An 18,094-nucleotide genomic window follows, 5' to 3' on the forward strand; every position below is an offset into this window, starting at 1 on the left:
CAATCCATGCAATAATGGTGGCACCCTTCGCCCTCCGAGCCGCAATTTTCCCTTGGAAAATTTCCACCGGCGACGGCGTAGCCGGCGCAATCCCTAGCTCGCCTTGCGCATCCCCATCACACGCGCGCGCGCCCGCGGATCGGTGTCGAACAGGCTGGCCAATTGCTCAGTGATCGCACCGGCGAGTTGTTCGGCGTCCGTAATCGTCACCGCGCGCTCATAATAGCGCGTCACATCATGGCCGATGCCAATGGCAAGCAACTCAACCGCGCGGCGTTTTTCGACCATTGCGATCACATCACGCAGGTGCTTCTCAAGATAGTTGGCCGGGTTCACTGATAGCGTGCTGTCGTCCACCGGTGCCCCGTCCGAGATCACCATCAGGATCTTGCGCGCCTCAGGCCGTCCTGCCATGCGCCGGTGGGCCCATTCCAGCGCCTCGCCGTCGATGTTTTCCTTCAGCAGGCCCTCTTTCATCATGAGGCCGAGATTGTCGCGTACGCGCCGCCACGGCGCATCGGCACTCTTGTAGATGATGTGGCGCAGATCATTAAGGCGACCGGGCTGCTGCGGGCGACCTTGGCCAAGCCATTCCTCGCGCGCCTTGCCGCCTTTCCAGGCCCGCGTGGTGAAGCCCAGGATTTCAACCTTCACGCCGCATCTCTCCAGCGTCCGCGCCAGAACATCGGCACAAATCGCGGCAATCGAAATGGGCCGCCCGCGCATGGAGCCGGAGTTATCCAACAGGAGCGTCACGCAGGTGTCGCGGAACTCGGTGTCATGCTCGATCTTGAAGCTCAGCGGCGTGGTCGGGTTCGCTACAACGCGCGCTAGACGTCCGGCATCTAGAATGCCCTCTTCCTTGTCGAACTCCCACGAGCGATTTTGCTGTGCCTGCAAGCGGCGCTGCAACTTGTTGGCCAACCGCGAAACAGCACCCTTCAAAGGCTCCAACTGTTGGTCGAGATATGCGCGCAAACGCTCCAGCTCCTGCGCTTCGGCCAAATCCTCGGCAGCGATCTCTTCGTCATTATCGGTCGAGAACACCACGTAATCGGGATCAGCCTCGGAATGCGGGGCAGGGGGCGGCGGGTCGAGCGGGGCTTCGCCATCGGGCAGCTCCTGCTCCTCCATATCCTCGGTCTCGCCATTGTCGTCCATTTCGACCTGCGCCTGGGAGGCATCCTGCTGCTCTTCCTGGCTGCGCTCGGGCGAGGCTTCGGCCTCTTCTTCCTGATTGTCGTCTTCGCCGGTGGAGTCGGGCTGATCATCTTCCTGATCCTCACCCGCATCCTCATCGGACTCGTCGTCGATATCGTCAGGGTCGTCGCCCAACTGGTCGCCATAACCCAGATCGTCGATCAACTGCCGCGCAAATTTCGCGAACGAGGTCTGGTCTGACAGCACTTCCTGCAGGTCTTCTAGCGTTCCATCGCAGCGATCCTCGATGAACCCACGCCACAACTCCATCACATTGGCCGCCTCGGCCGGCATGTCACGGCCTGTCGCCAGATGGCGGATCAAGTAGCCCGCGGCGGTGGCCAATGGCGCATCGGCCGCATCACGGATTTCGCCATACCCCTTGCGCCGCGCGTCCGAGCCGATCTTGGCATCGATATTGCCAGCGGTGCCGGGCATGTCGCGCGCGCCCATCGCCTCGCACCGAGCCGTTTCCATCGCTTCCATAAGGTCGCGCGCCATAGCACCCTGCGGCGCATAGCGCGCGGCGGTGCCTTGATCATGGTACTTGTGCCGCAACGCAAGCGCATCCGCCGTGCCGCGCGCCAGCAGGACCTCTTCGCGGGTCATGCGGCGGCTAACCTGTGGCAGTCGCACGCTATCGCCCGACAGGCCCGGAGGGTCCACGGTGTATGTGACCGCCAGATCAGGGTCGTCTGCCATCACGCGGGTTGCCTCGGCCAGGGCCTTCTTGAACGGGTCCGCAGGGTTGTCGGATGGGTTGAACTTGCTCATGCCCGATATGTGGACCGCAGACGCGGTGAGGGCAAGGGGAACAGGCCCGTCTAGGGTGCGTACTCCCACCATTCCGTAAGCGTCGCGGAACAGGGCTCCGGCATTGGGGTGTTCCAATCCCAAGCCACTAGGGCGATCGTCTCAGGCTCGATGTTTCCGGTCTCTTCTGATTGGTAAAGCAAAGGCCCCTCAGGGTCCTCGCCGGATCGTTCTGCGAACACCTCCCATGCGCCTGTCAGGATATTCACGTCGCATCGAAAAACACTGGCGTCGAGCCGGTCATAGGTTGCGTGGGTGAAGCCCGCGATCAACAAAGCATCGTCCCGAAACGCGATGGTCAGGGTCCGAGACCAGGGATTGCGGCCTATGCCGATCTGCTCGGATTGCAAAAGCAGTGAGCCATTCTCGGCCGCCTCCAACCAAGGCGCCTGACCGAACATGGGGCCGTTGAACGCGATGTTGCGCACCACGGCCAAAATACTTTGCGGATCGTGGGCCCGTCGATCCGAGAAGATGACCAGATCAGCGGCGTCTGGTTCTTCCTCCGAAGCCAAAAGAACTGCCGTTTCACAGCCATTGCGGGCGTCGATCAGGTCAATGCACAGGCTGTCGATCAGGCGCGGGAGCACCTGCGCCTCGGCCTCTGTCAGCTCTTGGCTAAGGGCAGGGGCCGCTGCGAGCAAGACCGCCGCGAGTGCCAGATACCTCATAAATCGTCTCCAATCTCACCAGATGGCGTCACTGTTCTAAGGTGCGTGGTCAAACCAGCTCGCAAGGATTTCATCGCAATGCGGCGGCGGTTCCCGAAAAGACCACCAGCGCACGTCCGTTTCATCGGGAAAGTCCTGACCGACTGTATCCCAGTCTATCGTATCTTCCATTGACTCCGGATCCACTCGAACGCCAACGGCGCGCCATGTCCCGGCGACCAGATCGACATCGCAGCTGAAATCGCCACCCATCGGGCGATCATAGGTGCTGTACATGTAACCAACGACCTGAAATGCATCGTCGTGATAGGCGATTTCGAGCGTTTCGAACCAAGGATAGCGGCCATGGCTGGACTGTTGCGAATGCACCAGAAAGCTGCCGTTCTCGCCATTGGCCAACCGGGCGCGCTGCCCATCCAGATCGCGGTGCAATGCGAAATCGCGCGCAACCAAAGGCGCCATGGCCTCGTTCGAGGGGACGATCAGCAGATCGACCATGCCTTCCAACGTTTCCGAGGTCAGAAGAAGGACACGGTCGCAGGCCGCGCCACCTGGCGCCACATCAAAGCAGGCCGCATCCACCAACCGTGCGGCGATGGCAGCTTCCATTGCCGTGGGGGCAGGGGCGTCGGCCAAAGCAGGGGCCGACACGATCAGGGCCAACACAGGGCCTGTTATGCGGGATTTGGACAGCATAATCACTCCGCTCAATGCGAAGACAGTGCCCTCAAGCCCGCCGCCCCGTCGAGTGCGGGAAACCCTTACAGCGCGTAGCGATCCACGCAAGATTGTACGGCCATCACTAACTCCCGCCCGTCGTCGGCAAGATACGGCGTGCCATCCCCGACCAATCGTGGGTAAAAGTTCGTCCGCGCGACGCTTTCGGCATGGCTGAAATAGCCTGCCGCCAGCTCTTCAATGGCGCTGAGGCTAGCATCGCCGCCTGCCTCCTGTACCAAAGTCGCAGGCGGGCCGCCGAACGGCAGCGCCTCGACCTGCGCAAGATCGTTGGCGAATTCATAGGCATGGCCGTAAGCCGACAAGACCGCTGCGCAATGCAACGCCATCGCTTCGCCTTCGTCGGGCCAGTTCAGTGGTGAGGCCCCCGCGTGGGCGGCGGACAGGCACACGGCAACAGCCGCGGCCCAAAGCCGTGATTGACGCATTATCTTCCCCTTCACGTGATTGCAGTCGGATCGTTTTTCCGTCCGACCGTCGCGGGCACAGAATAGCAGACGGCGGAAATCCGCCCAAATCACAAATGCAGGTGCCGTTGCGTTATGTTGCTGCCTTGCATGATCTTTAGGCGGTTACGAACCAATCTGGTTCGGCATTGGCACCACACAGCAGGACACAGACACGCTCATCGGCAGCTGGCACATAGGCACGCGATGTGAGCGCGGCCAACGCGACCGCACTGCCGGGCTCGCCCACCAGCCGGGTGCCTTCCCATAGCCTCTGTGCCGCCTCGTAGGTTGCCGCATCGTCCACGATAACGGCCTCATCCACATGGTTGCGGATCGCCTCAAAACTGTCGACGCCAAGACGCGGCCCACCAAGTGAGCCAGCCGCGACGCCGCTGGCAGAGACATCTATCTCCGGCCCCTCACGCAGCGACCGCTCCAACGTGTTCGTGCCTTCGGTCTCGACCGAGACGATCTTGACCCGATCCCGCAACCAAGAGGCTACGCCGCCAATCAAGCCACCGCCGCCTGTGGAGACAAGGATCGTGTCGATCCCGCCGGTCTGCTCTTCGATCTCTCTAGCCACCGTGCCCTGGCCGGTTAGCGTCGGCACCGTGTCATAGGGATGAACCGACAGCGCACCGCTGTCCTCAGCAAATGCCGCATATTCCTCCATGCAGTCCGCGACGGAGCCATCCGTCAGCACAACTTCGCCTCCAAACGCGCGCATCCGGCGCAGTTTTTCTTCCTTCGCGATGGCTTTGGGCACGTAGATGCGGCTCTTGTGCCCCAGCTTAGTGGCCGCGTAAGCCACGGCCGCGCCGTGATTGCCGCCTGATGCGGCGACGATCCCAACCTCAGGCACCTCCCGCGTCAGCATGTTGAAGAATGCCCCGCGCACCTTGAAGGAACCGGTCACTTGCGTGTGCTCAAGCTTCAGCGTGATTGGGCCGGATAGGCCAAGCGCGTCCGCAGGAACGGACAGGATCGGCGTTTTGCGGATGTAAGGCGCGATCAAAGGCGCGGCGTCGGCAATCTCTTGGGGGGTAGGGTAGGGCATGGCCGGACGATGGACCGAGGGGGCAGGGGCGTCAATCCGCTCTCAAAGGTCCGCGCACGGGTCCGATGGCGCAGGGGCCGCCGGTCGCCCCTCGATTCGGCGCGCAATCTCCTGACTCCGCCGCCAAATCCCGAGCGTGTTGCCGGGTAGCCCCACAGCATCGAGAACGGCGCCCTCAACAGCGCCTCGCACACGGCCCTGGACATGCTGGCCTGCACGACATTCCGCCTCCGCCCTGCTTTGCGGAATGACGGGGATGTTTGGCACACCTGGAATGTCGCTGAGGTTCACGCCCGGCGCGAGTTCGGGGTTCAGTTGCGCGTTGATATCAGGCGTTTGAATGTCCGCGACGATCGTACCGCGCGTGGCGCATTGCAGGCGCGTGCCCTGCGGGTCAGGCCCCAAGACTTGGCACACTTCGCCGTCCGCCAAGGTGATGGTCTGGCCCGGCGAATATGCTGGCTGGCAGGCCAGCAGGACCCCCAAACAGGGCAAAATGAAGATGGTGCGGTGCATGACAGAACGCATGAAGTCGCATATCAGGGCCCTGCGTCGAGGGGAAAACCCGTGGCAACGGCCCCCTCATGCGCTTGTTCAGGGCGAAGGGCACAACAATGCAGCACTTCCAGCGATGTTGTGACACGTTCGGGGCGGATAGGTCGTCTCGCTGACTTCGCCCGTTGCACCTGTGTCGCGATCCCGGAACATCATGACGAACGCTTCGTCAAGCTGGTTTACGTTTACTAGGACCAAACCAAGATAGTAGCGGCCGAACGGATCTTGCGAATTGGTCTCCATCCGCTCCACGAGGTGTGCGACTTCGTCCGCTGTAAGGTCGGCGAACTGGGTCGGGGTTGGCAAAAGCAGATCGGTGGCAAGGGCCTCAGCAGGATCGATATTAGGCAGCAACGAGTAGATTCCCAAGCCGTGCCGAACATCTTCAAGCGTCAACCCGGCCCGTCCGCTGACCGCTTGCAACAAGCCCTCAAGATCCGCCGCGAAATCCCCTGCCGCTAAAGCCTCGTCGATCCCTCGAATGACCGCCGTCAGCCGCTGACGACGCTCAAAATCGAAGGGCCGGGGATCAATATCATCACGCAGGGCCGTCACGCGTGGCGGTGAAACATCTGGTAGCCGGTCCGCAGAAAGCTCCCGCTCCAACACCCGCCGCGACCGGTCCCAATCCTGGCAATCGGCTTGCGCCTGCCGCAGGATCGTCAGGAACGGTTCAGGTGGGTCACGCAACGGCTCTCCGCCACGACGCAGGACATCCACCGCGATATCATGCTCCGCCGCCCGCGCCTCTGACAGCGCCCGGATTCGATCCACTGATACTCCGGAATCTTCTGCTACATCCTCGATACGGATAATATTGCCGTAAAGGTCGACCTCAGAAGCCCCAAGCAGGCAGGCTGCCCCATACCAGGCAATTGCAAATCGTGCCTCTTCAACGGATTGGGGCGGGGAGAAGGGCTGGTCTCCCGGCGGGCTCGCCTGCGCAGCCCCAACACTCAAGACAGCTCCCAGCAAAAGCGCCGCTGCCCTCATACCTGACCTGCCGCTACGATGTTTGCAGAATTCAGCACAACGAATGCCGCAAAGGCCACGATGAAGAACCCAAGCCCGGGCCGTTTCCGCCACAAAAGACCAAGGCACCCCAATAACAAAGGGATCGCGATTAATCCGAGCGAAAAGCCAATGAAACCGGCCCAATCAAAGCCCGATGCAACGCCTTCAGATAAGATAATGTAAAGCGGAAAGCCCGCCTGCAGACCCCAAAGCAGAATGAACGTGAACAGCACCCACCACCCCGTCCGGCGACGCGGGCGGGGGGTCGTATCCGTGTCTTCAGCCAAGGCTCATCGAGGCAGCGCTTTCGGGCAGTTCCTCGTCAAAGCAACGCTGGTAGAACTCTGCGACTGTCTGGCGCTCAAGCTCGTCACATTTGTTGAGGAACGAGACGCGGAAAGCGTAGCCCACATCGCGGAAGATCTCGGCATTCTGCGCCCAGTTGATGATCGTCCGCGGGCTCATCACGGTCGAAAGCTCGCCGTTCATAAATGCCGTCCGCGTAAGCTCACCCACCGTGACCATCTGGTTCATCGTCTTGCGCCCGGCTTCGGTGTTGTAATGCGGGCATTTGGCCAGAACGATGTTCACCTCGGCGTCATGGCTAAGGTAGTTCAGTGTCGCCACGAGGCTCCACCGGTCCATCTGCGCTTGGTTGATCTGCTGCACGCCATGATAAAGGCCGGTTGTATCGCCCAGACCGACAGTGTTGGCCGTGGCGAACAGGCGGAAGTTCGGGTTCGGCGTGATGATCTCGTTCTGGTCCATCAGCGTCAGCTTGCCGTCATGCTCCAGCACGCGCTGGATCACGAACATCACGTCCGCACGGCCCGCGTCGTATTCGTCGAACACGATCGCAACCGGGTTGCGTAGCGCCCAAGGCAGGATGCCTTCGTGGAATTCGGTGACCTGCTTGCCGTCGCGCAGCTTGATCGCGTCCTTACCGATCAAGTCGATCCGGCTGATATGGCTGTCGAGGTTTACACGCACCGTCGGCCAGTTAAGCCGCGCGCCGACCTGTTCGATGTGCGTGGATTTACCTGTGCCGTGGTAGCCCTGAACCATAACGCGGCGGTTGTTGTTGAAGCCAGCAAGGATCGCCATCGTGGTGTCGGGGTCGAACTTGTAGGTGCTGTCCACCTCAGGCACGCGGTCGGTGCGGTCAGCAAAGCCCTTCACCTTCATATCGGTGTCGATGCCAAACACTTCCCGAACCGAGATCTCTTCGGTTGGCTTTGCATCGATGTTCAAGCTGCTTCCGTCGGCCATGGTGCCCTCAAATTCGTCGGATATTCGCGTCGCGTCGGGATGCAACATATATCGGGGGGCTGCAAGGGGAAGGGGTGGTTGGATCGATGCAGAATTGTGATTGGAATTATAACGATTGGCGTGCTTCTGTCAGGGGATGGCGACGCCGCAAGACCTTGAAAACATTATGGCCCGGATCAAGCTCCGGGACCGCGCGGCATTCTCCGAGCTCTACTCCGCCACCTCAGCGAAACTTTTTGGCGTGGCCTTGCGTGTCTTGAAGGACCGCGCGGCGGCGGAGGACGTCTTGCAAGAGGTCTTTGTTAAGATCTGGAACAAAGCAGACCGCTACGCCGTGACGGGGCATAGCCCGATGACCTGGCTGATCACCATCGCCCGCAACACGGCGATTGATCGGCTTCGGGCGTCTGGCCCCGCGACAGAGGACGTGGATGAGGTTCTTGGCCTCGCCGCCGCCGGGCCAACGCCCGAACAGGCAGCGGTGGCTGCAGGTGAAGCCCGACGGATTGTCGAGTGTTTGGGGGAATTGGAGGCTGACCGCGCTGAAGCTGTGCGGGGGTTCTATTTGGAAGGCTATTCCTATCAGGAGGTCGCCGAGCGGTATGATGTACCGCTCAACACAATGAAAACCTGGCTGCGACGCAGCCTGATGAGCTTGAGGGAGTGCCTCGCGTCTTGACCGACCGCTACGACATATCGCCCGAGATGGGGGTCCTTGCGGCGGAATACGTCCTTGGCACGATGTCGGCTGAGACGCGAGCGGCATTCAAGGCGCGTCTGGTCAATGAGCCTGCTTTGGTCGAAGAGGTCCGCGCGTGGGAGGCTTATTTCGCCACAATGGCCGAGCTTGAGGTCGAGGAAGTGACGCCGCCTGCACGTATCCAACGGGCTTTGGAGGCTCAGCTTTTCGGTGAACCTGCCGGTGCGGTCGAGGCCGCCACGCAATCGATCTGGGAAAAGGTCTCGTTCTGGCGCGGCGTGTCCCTGGCCTCCAGCGCCGTGGCCGTCGTTGCCCTTGGCGTGGCCGTGCTGCCGTACATCCAGCCGCCCGATCCCGGTGCGATGCCTGAAGGGCTGGATGCCACAGGGATTCCGGATGGCACGATCCTCATGACGCATTTGATCCCGACCGAGAACAGTACCCTTGGCCTTGCCGTGACGCGCGAACCCTCAGGGCAGTTGCAGGTGCGCCGGGTCGCGGGCGACATGTCCGATGGCCGCGCGCAGGAGCTTTGGCTGATCGTGGGCGACGGTGCACCGGTCTCGCTTGGCCTGCTGGGTGAGGACCCGTTGACGACCATCGACCCCGATCCGCAGGTTGCCCGATTGTTTGAAGCCGGCGCGGTCCTTGCCATTTCGGATGAACCAGCGGGCGGCTCCCCCACCGGGGCACCCACGGGTGAGGTTCTTGCACTGGGCACGCTTGTCGCCCTCTGATCGGCTCAGAGGCCTGCCATCACGCACCTGTGTTCCCGGATTTTACATTTTATCGCAACGATTTAGCGGCATTAAGCAGCAATCATTGGGACTGCCTGAAACCTCCCATGCCGTCCAACCGTGACTCCCTGCAAGCCCGGCAATCCCGCCGGGCAATGGTTCCGTAATGGCGGGCTGCATGGTCAGGGAGGCGTGTGGACCCGTCCGGCGGAGGGAAGCGGACATAACCGCCCCTTCGCCACCCTTCTTGTCCCCAACCTCCCTGCACAAAGTCTGCGCGAGCCCGGCGGCCCTGTCCCGTGTCCCGGGGTGTCCCCTAGGTGCGCAGACAGAAAGGCCGGGCAATGCGCCCGGCCTTTCGACTGTCTCAATGTCGGTGCTGTGCGGTCAGCGTCAGTTCCAGCAGCTCACGCGAACCGTCATGTCGGCGGCCTCACGGCTCAGGTTTTCGCGGTTCAACGCACCTGCGGGCTGCCCAACCGTTAGACCAACGCCGGCTTCCTGCAACAGCGCGATCAGCTGATCCGAGCGCAATGCCAGTGTCACCTCATCGGGCAGGGTGCGCCCTTCAACCGTGCCGGGAAGGACCATGCCGATGACATTTCCGGTCACATCCAGAACCGGGCCACCGGCCTCGGTATCTGCCGTTGCCACTTCCAGCCGCTGCACGGTTTCTTCACCATTCACACCACGCAAATCGGCCAGACGTCCGAAGGTTGTCGAAGCCGCCGAAAGCGCGCCGCCGAAAGGATAGCCGGCGACTGCAATATCAGACCGCAACCGGGCCGGGCTGTCTGCCATCCGCGCAAAGCCAAGCGGTGCCAGCGCCTGTGTCGGGCGCAGCACGACAATCCCAAGTGCATCATCGCGGAACGTGACCGACGCGTCATAGGCATTGTCGATCAGGATTTGCTGGCACTGACCGGCAACTTCCGTTGTGGTCAAAACCGTGCCTTGCGCATCCAGGAAGAAACCCGTGCGCACCAGATCGGGGGAACGGACGGTAAGGCCGGAGACCATGTCGATGCTTTCATCCAGCCCCTCAGGCACCGCAGCCGGGTCCAACGCGCCGTCAACGGCCTGGAAGGTTTCCTGCATCATCGGCAGGACGCGGGCGATCTGATCGTCCGCCGAAGGCTCCCAGATCAACGTGAAACCCTTCACGGCCCCGCCCACAAGACGCGCTTCGGTGTGGCTGCGTAGGTCTTGCGATTGGCCCGTCAGCAGGAAGCTGTCACCCTGCCGTTCACGCTCACCTTCCAGGGGCACGATCTCAAGCGTTTGCATGATCTCATAAAGGCCAAACAGCGTCGCACGATCGCCCGGCTGACTGATCAACATGACACGCACGCCGCTATCGTTGATCTCTTCGTACTGCGCGAAGGGGAAGTTGTAGCTGTCGAACGCCACCATGGCCATTGGCAGGTCCATCTGGATGCCCGCGCGCTGATCCAGCACGTTCTGCATCCCCAACGCGGCGAGCTCGCCGTTATATTCGTTCAGCAACTGTGCGCGCTGGCGAGTCGTCAGAATACCCGTAGGCTCCATCCCGCGGTCAATCTGATACGCTTCCATTGAGCCGCGCGTGCCGGGGCCGAATGCGCCGTCGATGCCGCCGGTGTAAAAGCCGAACCACTGCAACGCGATCTGCAATTCGTCCCGCTGTTCGCGGGTCAGCTGGCCTTCCGACTGCCGCGCTTCTTGCGGTGTCTCGTCTGGGATATCAACCGGCTCTGGCTCTTCCTCGGCAACGGCCACTTCCTCGACCGCTTCTTCCACAGCAGGCTCTTCATTCAGCGCCGCTTCCGTCGAAACCGCGGTATCACCCTGCAACGTGTTCGTACCGACCGGGAAGAACTGGGTCGCATAAAGATCGCCATCTTCAAGGAACGAGTCCCGTGGGATCAGCCCCTGCGCCAGCAGCTGACGCAGCACAGTCTGGCCAACATCCGGCTCATACGGCCCCAGCGCCACAGCATAGAGGCCGGTGGTCGCCCGAAACCCGTTCACATTCTCAACCAGTTGCGAATAGGCCCGCACGCGCTGTTCGGCGGCGGCAAGGGATTGGTGCGCCTCAATCTGCACCCACACACGGTCCTGCGCCTGCGCGCTCCCCACAGTCAGAACGCCAAAAACGGCCACAAACGTCAGGGCGAGAGCCCCCCGCAAAATACGCATCGCCATGATTATTATCGAAACCCTGTTCTTAGATACCGTGTCTATCCGCGCGCCGGTGAATGCAGGCAGCAAGCGGTCCGAGCGCGACGTTATCTTTGCGCGCCTGTGAATGCACCCTGATTCCCGATAGTTTTCCACAAGGCGTGGCTTAGATGGGACATGCGCGCGACCGGCCCGCGTTGACCCTTGCGGCGCACGGGTCTACTCAGGCGCCGAACCCGACGCCGGAGCTTTGATATGGCCGAGCCCAACACCCCCCGTTCCTTTCAGGAGATCATCCTGAGGCTTCAGTCCTACTGGGCCGCGAAAGGCTGCGCGATCATGCAGCCCTACGATATGGAAGTGGGCGCGGGCACCTTCCACCCGGCCACCACTCTGCGCTCGCTGGGGTCAAAGGCGTGGGCCGCAGCTTATGTACAGCCTTCGCGCCGCCCGACAGATGGCCGCTACGGCGAAAACCCCAACCGGTTGCAGCATTACTATCAGTATCAAGTGCTCATCAAACCCTCGCCGCCCGATCTGCAGGACCTCTACCTTGGTTCGCTGCGCGCCATAGGGATCGATACCGATATCCACGACATCCGCTTTGTGGAAGACGATTGGGAAAGCCCGACCCTTGGGGCCTGGGGCCTGGGCTGGGAAGTCTGGTGTGATGGAATGGAAGTCAGCCAGTTCACCTATTTTCAACAGGTCGGCGGTCATGATTGCCACCCCGTCTCGGGGGAGCTGACCTACGGCCTCGAACGCCTCGCCATGTATGTCCTCGGCATCGACCACGTGATGGACATGCCCTTCAACGACCCCGACGCGCCTATCCCGTTGAAATACGGCGATGTCTTCCGCCAGACGGAAGAGGAATACAGCCGCCACAACTTCGACACCGCCACGACCGAGACGTTGTTGAAGCACTTCGAAGATGCCGAGGCCGAGTGCAAACACATCCTCGATCAGGCCCATGACGATCCCAAAACCGGCAAGCGCATCATCATGGCGCACCCGGCTTATGATCAGGCCATTAAGGCCAGCCACGTCTTCAACCTTCTGGACGCGCGCGGCGTGATCTCTGTCACCGAGCGACAAGCCTACATTGGCCGCGTCCGCGCGCTGACCAAAATGTGCGCCGACGCCTTCGTCCAGACAGAAGCCGGAGGCGCAGACGCGGCATGACGTCTGGAAAAATCCTCGTATCGGTGATCGTCGGCGTCACCGCGATCTTCGGGGCCGCTCTTTGGTGGTTCGTAAATTATGCATTCTATGAAGAACTCGACGATGTCGCCCTGATCGTGCAGCGCGGCGATGGCGCAGCCTTCGAAGTGCCCCTCGATCCCGTCGGAAATCAGGTCAGCGGCATCAACGCCGAAAGCTCCCCGCTGCGGTTCCGTGCCTGCTTCACCCTGCCAGCGGAGCAAGCAGCCGACCTGCTGACTGAGGCTTTCCCTTATGACGACCCCATCCCCTTGGGCGCGCCCGGCTGGTTCGAGTGTTTCGACGCCGAAACCATCGGCACCGCCCTTGAGGCGGGCGAAGCGCAGGCCTTCCTAATCCAGCGTGACATCACCCGTGGCATTGACCGCGTCGGTGCCCTCTTCCCCGATGGGCGCGGCTTCGCCTGGCATCAACTCAACGGCACGCTCGAATAGCCGCCTTGCCCAATCAACACACCGCGCGATAGACCGCGGTCGATACCATCCGCGCCACTGGCGCGCGCCCGATCACAGGACCAACCCGATGCCCGATCTTCTGCTGGAATTATTCTCCGAAGAAATCCCGGCCCGTATGCAGGCGCGTGCAGCCGATGATCTCAAGCGGCTGGTCACCGATGGTCTGGTCGAGGCGGGCCTGACCTATGCCTCCGCCGGTTCCTTCGCCACGCCGCGTCGGCTGGTGCTGACGGTTGAGGGGCTGACCGACGCATCCCCCACCACCACCGAAGAACGCCGCGGCCCCAAAGTTGGCGCGCCCGTCAAGGCCATCGAAGGCTTCCTGCGTGGGGCAGGGGTGGCGCGCGAAGATTTGGTGGAGCGGGAGGAGAAGAAGGGCAGCTTCTATTTCGCCCAAGTCACAACCGAAGGCCGCCCTGCGTCCGACATCATCGCAGATCTCGTCCCCGGCGTGATCCGCAATTTCCCTTGGCCCAAGTCGATGCGCTGGGGCGCGGGGTCCTTGCGCTGGGTGCGCCCGTTGCAATCCATCCTCTGCATCCTGTCTGATGAGGCAGGGGCGGAGGTCGTGCCGTTCGAGGTCGACGGCTTCACCGCAGGCAACACCACCGAAGGCCACCGTTTCATGGAACCGGGCAGTTTTGCCGTTTCGTCCTTCGCGGATTACGAGGCCAAGCTCAGCGCCGCCAAGGTGGTCCTGTCAGCCGAGGCGCGGGCCGAGACGATCTGGCATGACGCCACCAACATGGCCTTCGCCGCCGGTCTGGAAGTCGTTGAAGACAAAGGCCTTCTGGCCGAGGTCGCGGGTCTCGTCGAATGGCCCGTTGTTCTGATGGGGGAGATTGGCGAGGATTTCCTTGGCCTGCCGCCGGAAGTCCTGCAAACCTCCATGCGCGAGCATCAGAAGTTCTTTTCCGTCCGCAATCCGGCGACCGGTCGGATCGAGCGTTTCATCACCGTGGCCAACCGCGAAACCGCCGATCACGGCGCCACAATCATCGCAGGCAACGCCAAGGTGCTCTCCGCCCGTCTGGCCGATGCGAAATTCTTCTGGGACAACGATTTGCGCATAGCCCGCGACGGCATGGGCGCGTGGCGTGAAGGTCTAGCCAACGTGACCTTCGAGCGCCGTCTTGGAACGCAAGCCGAACGGGTCGACCGCATCGCAGCTTTGGCCCACGAAATTGCCCCCATCGTCGGGGCGGACCCCACGGCGGCTGAAACCGCCGCGCGCATCGCCAAAGCCGATCTGAACTCCGAAATGGTCTATGAATTCCCGGAACTCCAAGGGGTAATGGGCAAGTACTACGCGCTGGAAGCCGGCCTCGACCCCGCCATCGCCGCCGTCGCGGAAGAGCACTATGCCCCCCTCGGCCCCACCGACGACGTCCCCACCGCACCGCTTTCGGTGGCCGTCGCGCTCGCCGATAAGCTCGACCTGCTCACCGGCTTCTGGGCCATCGACGAGAAGCCCACCGGCTCGAAGGACCCCTTCGCTCTCCGCCGCGCGGCCTTGGGCGTCATTCGGATCGTCGAAAGCAGCGAATTGCGCCTTCAGCTCGACCGCTTCTTTGACGCGCAACTGGTGCGGCACAAGGGTGGCCTGATTGAGGATGTTGAAACCGACGAGGTCATGGATTTGCTTCGTGAGATTGCGGACCACGGCGTCTTCGGCGCGGCGTTCCGTGCTGTGAAAGAAGCGCGCGGCAAGGCCTCTGATGGGCTGGAGGAGATGGCATCACAAGTCCCTGACAAATCCGACGACCTCCTTTCCTTCTTCCACGACCGCCTCAAGGTCCACCTCCGTTCCGAAAACATCCGCCACGATGTCATCGACGCAGCACTCTCCAAGCCGCCCACCGATGACCTCACTCTCGTCGTCGCCCGCGCCCGCGCGTTGCAGGCCTTCCTCGACACGCCCGATGGCGAAAACTTGATCCAGGGCTACAAACGCTCCGCAAACATCCTCGCGCAGGCCGAAGAAAAGGACGGCGTCGAATATCGCTACGGCGCAGACGCCAAGTTCGCGGAAACCGACGAAGAACGCGCCCTCTTCACCGCCCTCGATACCGCCAATCAAGCTATTGCGCCTGCGATGGAAGCTGAGAACTTCGTCGACGCCATGTCCGCCATGGCCAAGCTCCGCGCGCCCATTGATGCCTTCTTCGAGGCCGTTCAGGTCAACGCCGACAACGACATCGTCCGGCGCAACCGCCTGAACCTTCTGCACGACATCACCCAGACCTGTGGCGCCATCGCAGATCTGTCGCGAATCGAGGGCTAATCCGTTTTCGCCGCGCCGCAGCGATCACTTTTCTTTGCAATCGCAGCATAAACGCTGCGTTCTGACACTATTTGCGTCCGCAAAACTGGACACAAAGCCTTCCGGTTGTATCGTGTGTACAAGTTTACCGGAGGCGAGCCGATGCTCACCACACCCGACTTTGTCGAAATCACCCAGACCGCTGCCATCCGCAAGGATCGGCACGGCAACCGTGCGAAATGCCTTCAGCGGCTGATCCGGCTTGATCTGCCGGTGCCCCATACCGTCGCGCTCAGCTTTGACACGGTGCGCGCGATTGCCGATGGGCGGATGCCCGACCTCGAAGCGCTCGTAGGCGTGTTCGGTGAGAATGCGTTGCTGTCCGTCCGATCTTCTTCGGAAACCCCGGATTGGGGCGGGCCGGGAACGATCCTGAATATCGGTATGGGCGATGAAGTGGCCCGTCAGCTTGCCGAAACCCACGGCACCGACGTCGCAGACGCTGCCTATACTTCCTTCATTCGGACCTTTGCCGTCGAAGTGCACCGTCTGGATGCCGATGAATTCGAAGGCCCAATCACCCCCCGCATCGCGAAAGAGGCCTATGAGGCCGAGATGGAAGAACCCTTCCCGCAGGACCCTACCGTCCAACTGGCCGAGGTTTTGCGCTCCATGGCGCGGGCCTGGGATGGCACAACCGCCCGCCTGCTGCGACAGGCGCAAGGCGCACCAGCGGATGCCGGGCTTGGCCTTGTGGTGCAGAAGATGGCGCTTGGTCCGGGGCAGGGGATTTCGGGGGCCGGCGTCGTGCAATACGTCTCGTCCGAGACTGGAGAGCCGCAAGTCACAGGCCGCTACCTCCCGCGCGGGCAGGGGCGTGAAGCGCTAACTGATGGGGAGGCTCAGTTCATCGAAGCCGATCCCCGTGGGGCCGCACTTGAGGACATAGCACCCGACCAGGTGCAGGCCCTCCGGGAGGCCGCCGCGCTGATGCGCATTCGCCTGCGCGAGGAAATGCAGACCGAATTCACCCTTATGGACGGTCAGCTTTCCATTCTCGATGCGGTGCGCGCGCCGCGTTCCGCCCGGGCGGAGGTCACAATCGCTGTGGCCTTGGCCGAAGATGGTGTCATCCCCCGCGAGGAGGCGCTTACACGCATTCCCCCGTTCACCCTGAACGGCCTTCTGCACCGCCAGATCGCGGCAGGCGTTGAACGTGATGTTCTGACCTCGGGCGTTGCTGCCGCCCCCGGCGCAGCCACTGGCAAAATCGTCTTTTCCGCCGCCGCAGCGCAGGCCGCCGCCGCGCAGGGGGAGCCCTGTATCCTTGTCCGCCGCGAAACCAGCCCCGAAGACATCCGGGGGATGCACGCCGCACAGGCGATCCTGACGGAACGCGGCGGCGCTACGTCTCATGCCGCAGTGATCGCGCGCGGCCTTGGCCTGCCCTGCGTCGCAGGGGCCACGCGCCTGCAACTGGATATGCGCAAGAAAACCCTGACCGTCGCAGGGCGTAAAGTGTTCCATGAAGGCGACATCATCACCATCGACGGTACGGCGGGTGAGGTGCTGGCCGGAAGCGTGGATATGGTGGAACCCGCACTAGGCGGGGCCTTCGCCACCTTGATGGATTGGTCCGACGAAGCCCGCGACATTGGCGTGCGGGCCAATGCCGACACGCCCGAAGATGCAGCCATGGCCCATCGGTTCGGCGTCGATGGCATCGGCCTGTGCCGGACGGAACACATGTTCTTCGATCCGGTCCGCCTGACCGTGATGCGCGAGATGATCTTTGCCGAAAACGCACAGGATCGCGAAGCCGCACTTGAACGCTTGCTGCCGATGCAACGCGCGGATTTCATTGAGCTTTTCAAGCTGATGCGCGGACAGCCCGTCACAATCCGCTTGTTCGATCCGCCCTTGCACGAATTCCTTCCCGGCGATCGCGAAGGCACGCGCGCTTTGGCTGAGGCGCTGGATCTGCCCGTCAGCCGCGTCTCTTCTCGCATTGAAAACCTGCAGGAATTTAACCCGATGTTGGGTCTGCGTGGGGTCCGGCTTGGCGTGACGATCCCCGAGATCTACGAAATGCAGGCCCGCGCGATCTTCGAGGCGACGATCAAGGTCTCCAAGAAGGGCGCGCCAATTGTGCCAGAGATCATGATCCCGCTCGTCTCCGCCCGGCGCGAAGTTGAGTTGGTGAAGGCGCGCATTGATGGCATCGCCGCTGAGGTGCGGGCCAAGTCGGGGGTCGAATTTGATTATCGCCTCGGCGTTATGGTCGAAACACCGCGCGCAGCGTTGCGGGCGGGCGAGATTGCCGAGCATTCCGCGTTCCTGTCATTCGGCACGAACGACCTCACCCAAATGACGTATGGCCTCTCCCGCGATGATGCCGGACGTTTCATGTCCGCCTATGTGCAGCAGGGCGTGTTTCCCGAGGATCCATTCCGTGAATTAGACGTCGAAGGGGTGGGGGAACTGTTGCTTTTAGGTTCCGAAAGGGGCCGTGCAGCACGCCCTGACATCACCTTGGCGCTGTGTGGAGAGCATGGCGGGCACCCCGAAGCGGTCGATTTTTCGCGCAAAGCGGGCTTTGATTATGTGTCCTGTTCGCCGTTTAGGGTGCCTGTTGCAAAACTCGCAGCGGCGCAATTTGCTATACGGGACAAAGGCTTGGGATAAGCTATTAAAGTATCGCTTTAACGCGGGCGGACCCAATAGCTAGGGGCAGGATAACCGATAAACGCAAGATTCAGAGCCGATTTTGTGAATTTTCCGAAATGCGT

16 protein-coding genes are annotated in these 18,094 nt (G+C 61.9%); 6 read left to right on the plus strand and 10 right to left on the minus strand.

The window, feature by feature from the left end; genetic code table 11:
* Nucleotides 1-93 precede the first annotated feature (93 nt).
* The 9 genes from cobT to cobS form a co-directional block, all read right to left on the minus strand.
* Nucleotides 94-1,974, minus strand: coding sequence for a cobaltochelatase subunit CobT (cobT, locus tag V8J81_RS04805; protein ID WP_368474610.1), 1,881 nt, complete (start codon nucleotides 1,972-1,974; stop codon nucleotides 94-96).
* Between the two features lie 50 nt (nucleotides 1,975-2,024).
* Entirely contained in the window at nucleotides 2,025-2,684 is a 660-nt protein-coding gene (locus V8J81_RS04810; RefSeq protein WP_368474611.1) for a hypothetical protein, read from the minus strand.
* A 36-nt stretch (nucleotides 2,685-2,720) separates the two neighbouring features.
* A complete protein-coding gene (locus V8J81_RS04815) occupies nucleotides 2,721-3,380 on the minus strand; it encodes a hypothetical protein (RefSeq protein ID WP_368474612.1) in 660 nt (219 codons plus the stop codon).
* A 65-nt stretch (nucleotides 3,381-3,445) separates the two neighbouring features.
* The gene (locus tag V8J81_RS04820; RefSeq protein WP_368474613.1) at nucleotides 3,446-3,850 is read right to left on the minus strand and encodes a hypothetical protein; all 405 of its coding nucleotides are present in this window, start codon (nucleotides 3,848-3,850) and stop codon (nucleotides 3,446-3,448) included.
* A gap of 136 nt (nucleotides 3,851-3,986) precedes the next feature.
* Complete coding sequence (locus V8J81_RS04825) at nucleotides 3,987-4,928, minus strand: threonine/serine dehydratase (protein WP_368474614.1); 942 nt, start codon at nucleotides 4,926-4,928, stop codon at nucleotides 3,987-3,989.
* Between the two features lie 42 nt (nucleotides 4,929-4,970).
* Nucleotides 4,971-5,456 carry a hypothetical protein gene (locus tag V8J81_RS04830; RefSeq protein ID WP_368474615.1) on the minus strand — a complete coding sequence of 162 codons (486 nt, stop codon included), beginning with the start codon at nucleotides 5,454-5,456 and terminating at the stop codon, nucleotides 4,971-4,973.
* 66 nt (nucleotides 5,457-5,522) lie between these two features.
* Nucleotides 5,523-6,443, minus strand: a complete 921-nt coding sequence (locus V8J81_RS04835; RefSeq protein WP_368474616.1) for a hypothetical protein — start codon at nucleotides 6,441-6,443, stop codon at nucleotides 5,523-5,525.
* A 29-nt stretch (nucleotides 6,444-6,472) separates the two neighbouring features.
* A complete protein-coding gene (locus V8J81_RS04840) occupies nucleotides 6,473-6,784 on the minus strand; it encodes a hypothetical protein (protein WP_368474617.1) in 312 nt (103 codons plus the stop codon).
* Nucleotides 6,777-7,766, minus strand: coding sequence for a cobaltochelatase subunit CobS (gene cobS, locus V8J81_RS04845; protein ID WP_368477600.1), 990 nt, complete (start codon nucleotides 7,764-7,766; stop codon nucleotides 6,777-6,779). The genes V8J81_RS04840 and cobS overlap by 8 nt, the downstream gene beginning before the upstream one ends.
* A 136-nt stretch (nucleotides 7,767-7,902) precedes the next feature.
* Between cobS and V8J81_RS04850 the strand changes: the two genes are divergently transcribed.
* Complete coding sequence (locus V8J81_RS04850; protein ID WP_368474618.1) at nucleotides 7,903-8,445, plus strand: sigma-70 family RNA polymerase sigma factor; 543 nt, start codon at nucleotides 7,903-7,905, stop codon at nucleotides 8,443-8,445.
* The gene (locus V8J81_RS04855; RefSeq protein ID WP_368474619.1) at nucleotides 8,442-9,203 is read left to right on the plus strand and encodes an anti-sigma factor; all 762 of its coding nucleotides are present in this window, start codon (nucleotides 8,442-8,444) and stop codon (nucleotides 9,201-9,203) included. Before V8J81_RS04850 ends, V8J81_RS04855 begins: the two co-directional genes overlap by 4 nt.
* Before the next feature lie 393 nt (nucleotides 9,204-9,596).
* Here the strand turns inward: V8J81_RS04855 and V8J81_RS04860 are convergent, their stop codons facing one another.
* Nucleotides 9,597-11,387, minus strand: a complete 1,791-nt coding sequence (locus V8J81_RS04860) for a serine protease (protein WP_368474620.1) — start codon at nucleotides 11,385-11,387, stop codon at nucleotides 9,597-9,599.
* Nucleotides 11,388-11,618: 231 nt separating this feature from the next.
* On the opposite strand from V8J81_RS04860, the gene V8J81_RS04865 reads away from it, so the two are divergent.
* The 4 genes from V8J81_RS04865 (at nucleotide 11,619) to V8J81_RS04880 (ending at nucleotide 17,990) form a co-directional block, all read left to right on the plus strand.
* Nucleotides 11,619-12,548, plus strand: coding sequence for a glycine--tRNA ligase subunit alpha (locus tag V8J81_RS04865; RefSeq protein ID WP_368474621.1), 930 nt, complete (start codon nucleotides 11,619-11,621; stop codon nucleotides 12,546-12,548).
* Nucleotides 12,545-13,021: a DUF6446 family protein gene (locus V8J81_RS04870; RefSeq protein WP_368474622.1), complete on the plus strand. Its 477-nt coding sequence runs from the start codon at nucleotides 12,545-12,547 to the stop codon at nucleotides 13,019-13,021. The genes V8J81_RS04865 and V8J81_RS04870 overlap by 4 nt, the downstream gene beginning before the upstream one ends.
* A gap of 88 nt (nucleotides 13,022-13,109) precedes the next feature.
* Nucleotides 13,110-15,326 carry a glycine--tRNA ligase subunit beta gene (gene glyS, locus V8J81_RS04875; protein ID WP_368474623.1) on the plus strand — a complete coding sequence of 739 codons (2,217 nt, stop codon included), beginning with the start codon at nucleotides 13,110-13,112 and terminating at the stop codon, nucleotides 15,324-15,326.
* 141 nt (nucleotides 15,327-15,467) lie between these two features.
* Entirely contained in the window at nucleotides 15,468-17,990 is a 2,523-nt protein-coding gene (locus tag V8J81_RS04880; RefSeq protein WP_368474624.1) for a putative PEP-binding protein, read from the plus strand.
* Nucleotides 17,991-18,094: the final 104 nt, after the last annotated feature.

The sequence above is a fragment of the Gymnodinialimonas sp. 202GB13-11 genome (genome assembly GCF_040932485.1).
In the GTDB taxonomy this organism is placed as follows: Bacteria; Pseudomonadota; Alphaproteobacteria; order Rhodobacterales; family Rhodobacteraceae; genus Gymnodinialimonas; species Gymnodinialimonas hymeniacidonis.

Excerpts from the sequence above, each read along its gene's own strand:
- cobT (WP_368474610.1), bottom strand. The coding sequence starts at position 1,974 with ATGAGCAAGTTCAACCCATCCGACAACCCTGCGGACCCGTTCAAGAAG.
- V8J81_RS04810 (WP_368474611.1), bottom strand. The coding sequence starts at position 2,684 with ATGAGGTATCTGGCACTCGCGGCGGTCTTGCTCGCAGCGGCCCCTGCC.
- V8J81_RS04815 (WP_368474612.1), bottom strand. The coding sequence starts at position 3,380 with ATGCTGTCCAAATCCCGCATAACAGGCCCTGTGTTGGCCCTGATCGTG.
- V8J81_RS04820 (WP_368474613.1), bottom strand. The coding sequence starts at position 3,850 with ATGCGTCAATCACGGCTTTGGGCCGCGGCTGTTGCCGTGTGCCTGTCC.
- V8J81_RS04825 (WP_368474614.1), bottom strand. The coding sequence starts at position 4,928 with ATGCCCTACCCTACCCCCCAAGAGATTGCCGACGCCGCGCCTTTGATC.
- V8J81_RS04830 (WP_368474615.1), bottom strand. The coding sequence starts at position 5,456 with ATGCGTTCTGTCATGCACCGCACCATCTTCATTTTGCCCTGTTTGGGG.
- cobS (WP_368477600.1), bottom strand. The coding sequence starts at position 7,766 with ATGGCCGACGGAAGCAGCTTGAACATCGATGCAAAGCCAACCGAAGAG.
- V8J81_RS04850 (WP_368474618.1), top strand. The coding sequence starts at position 7,903 with ATGGCGACGCCGCAAGACCTTGAAAACATTATGGCCCGGATCAAGCTC.
- V8J81_RS04860 (WP_368474620.1), bottom strand. The coding sequence starts at position 11,387 with ATGGCGATGCGTATTTTGCGGGGGGCTCTCGCCCTGACGTTTGTGGCC.
- V8J81_RS04865 (WP_368474621.1), top strand. The coding sequence starts at position 11,619 with ATGGCCGAGCCCAACACCCCCCGTTCCTTTCAGGAGATCATCCTGAGG.
- V8J81_RS04870 (WP_368474622.1), top strand. The coding sequence starts at position 12,545 with ATGACGTCTGGAAAAATCCTCGTATCGGTGATCGTCGGCGTCACCGCG.
- glyS (WP_368474623.1), top strand. The coding sequence starts at position 13,110 with ATGCCCGATCTTCTGCTGGAATTATTCTCCGAAGAAATCCCGGCCCGT.
- V8J81_RS04880 (WP_368474624.1), top strand. The coding sequence starts at position 15,468 with ATGCTCACCACACCCGACTTTGTCGAAATCACCCAGACCGCTGCCATC.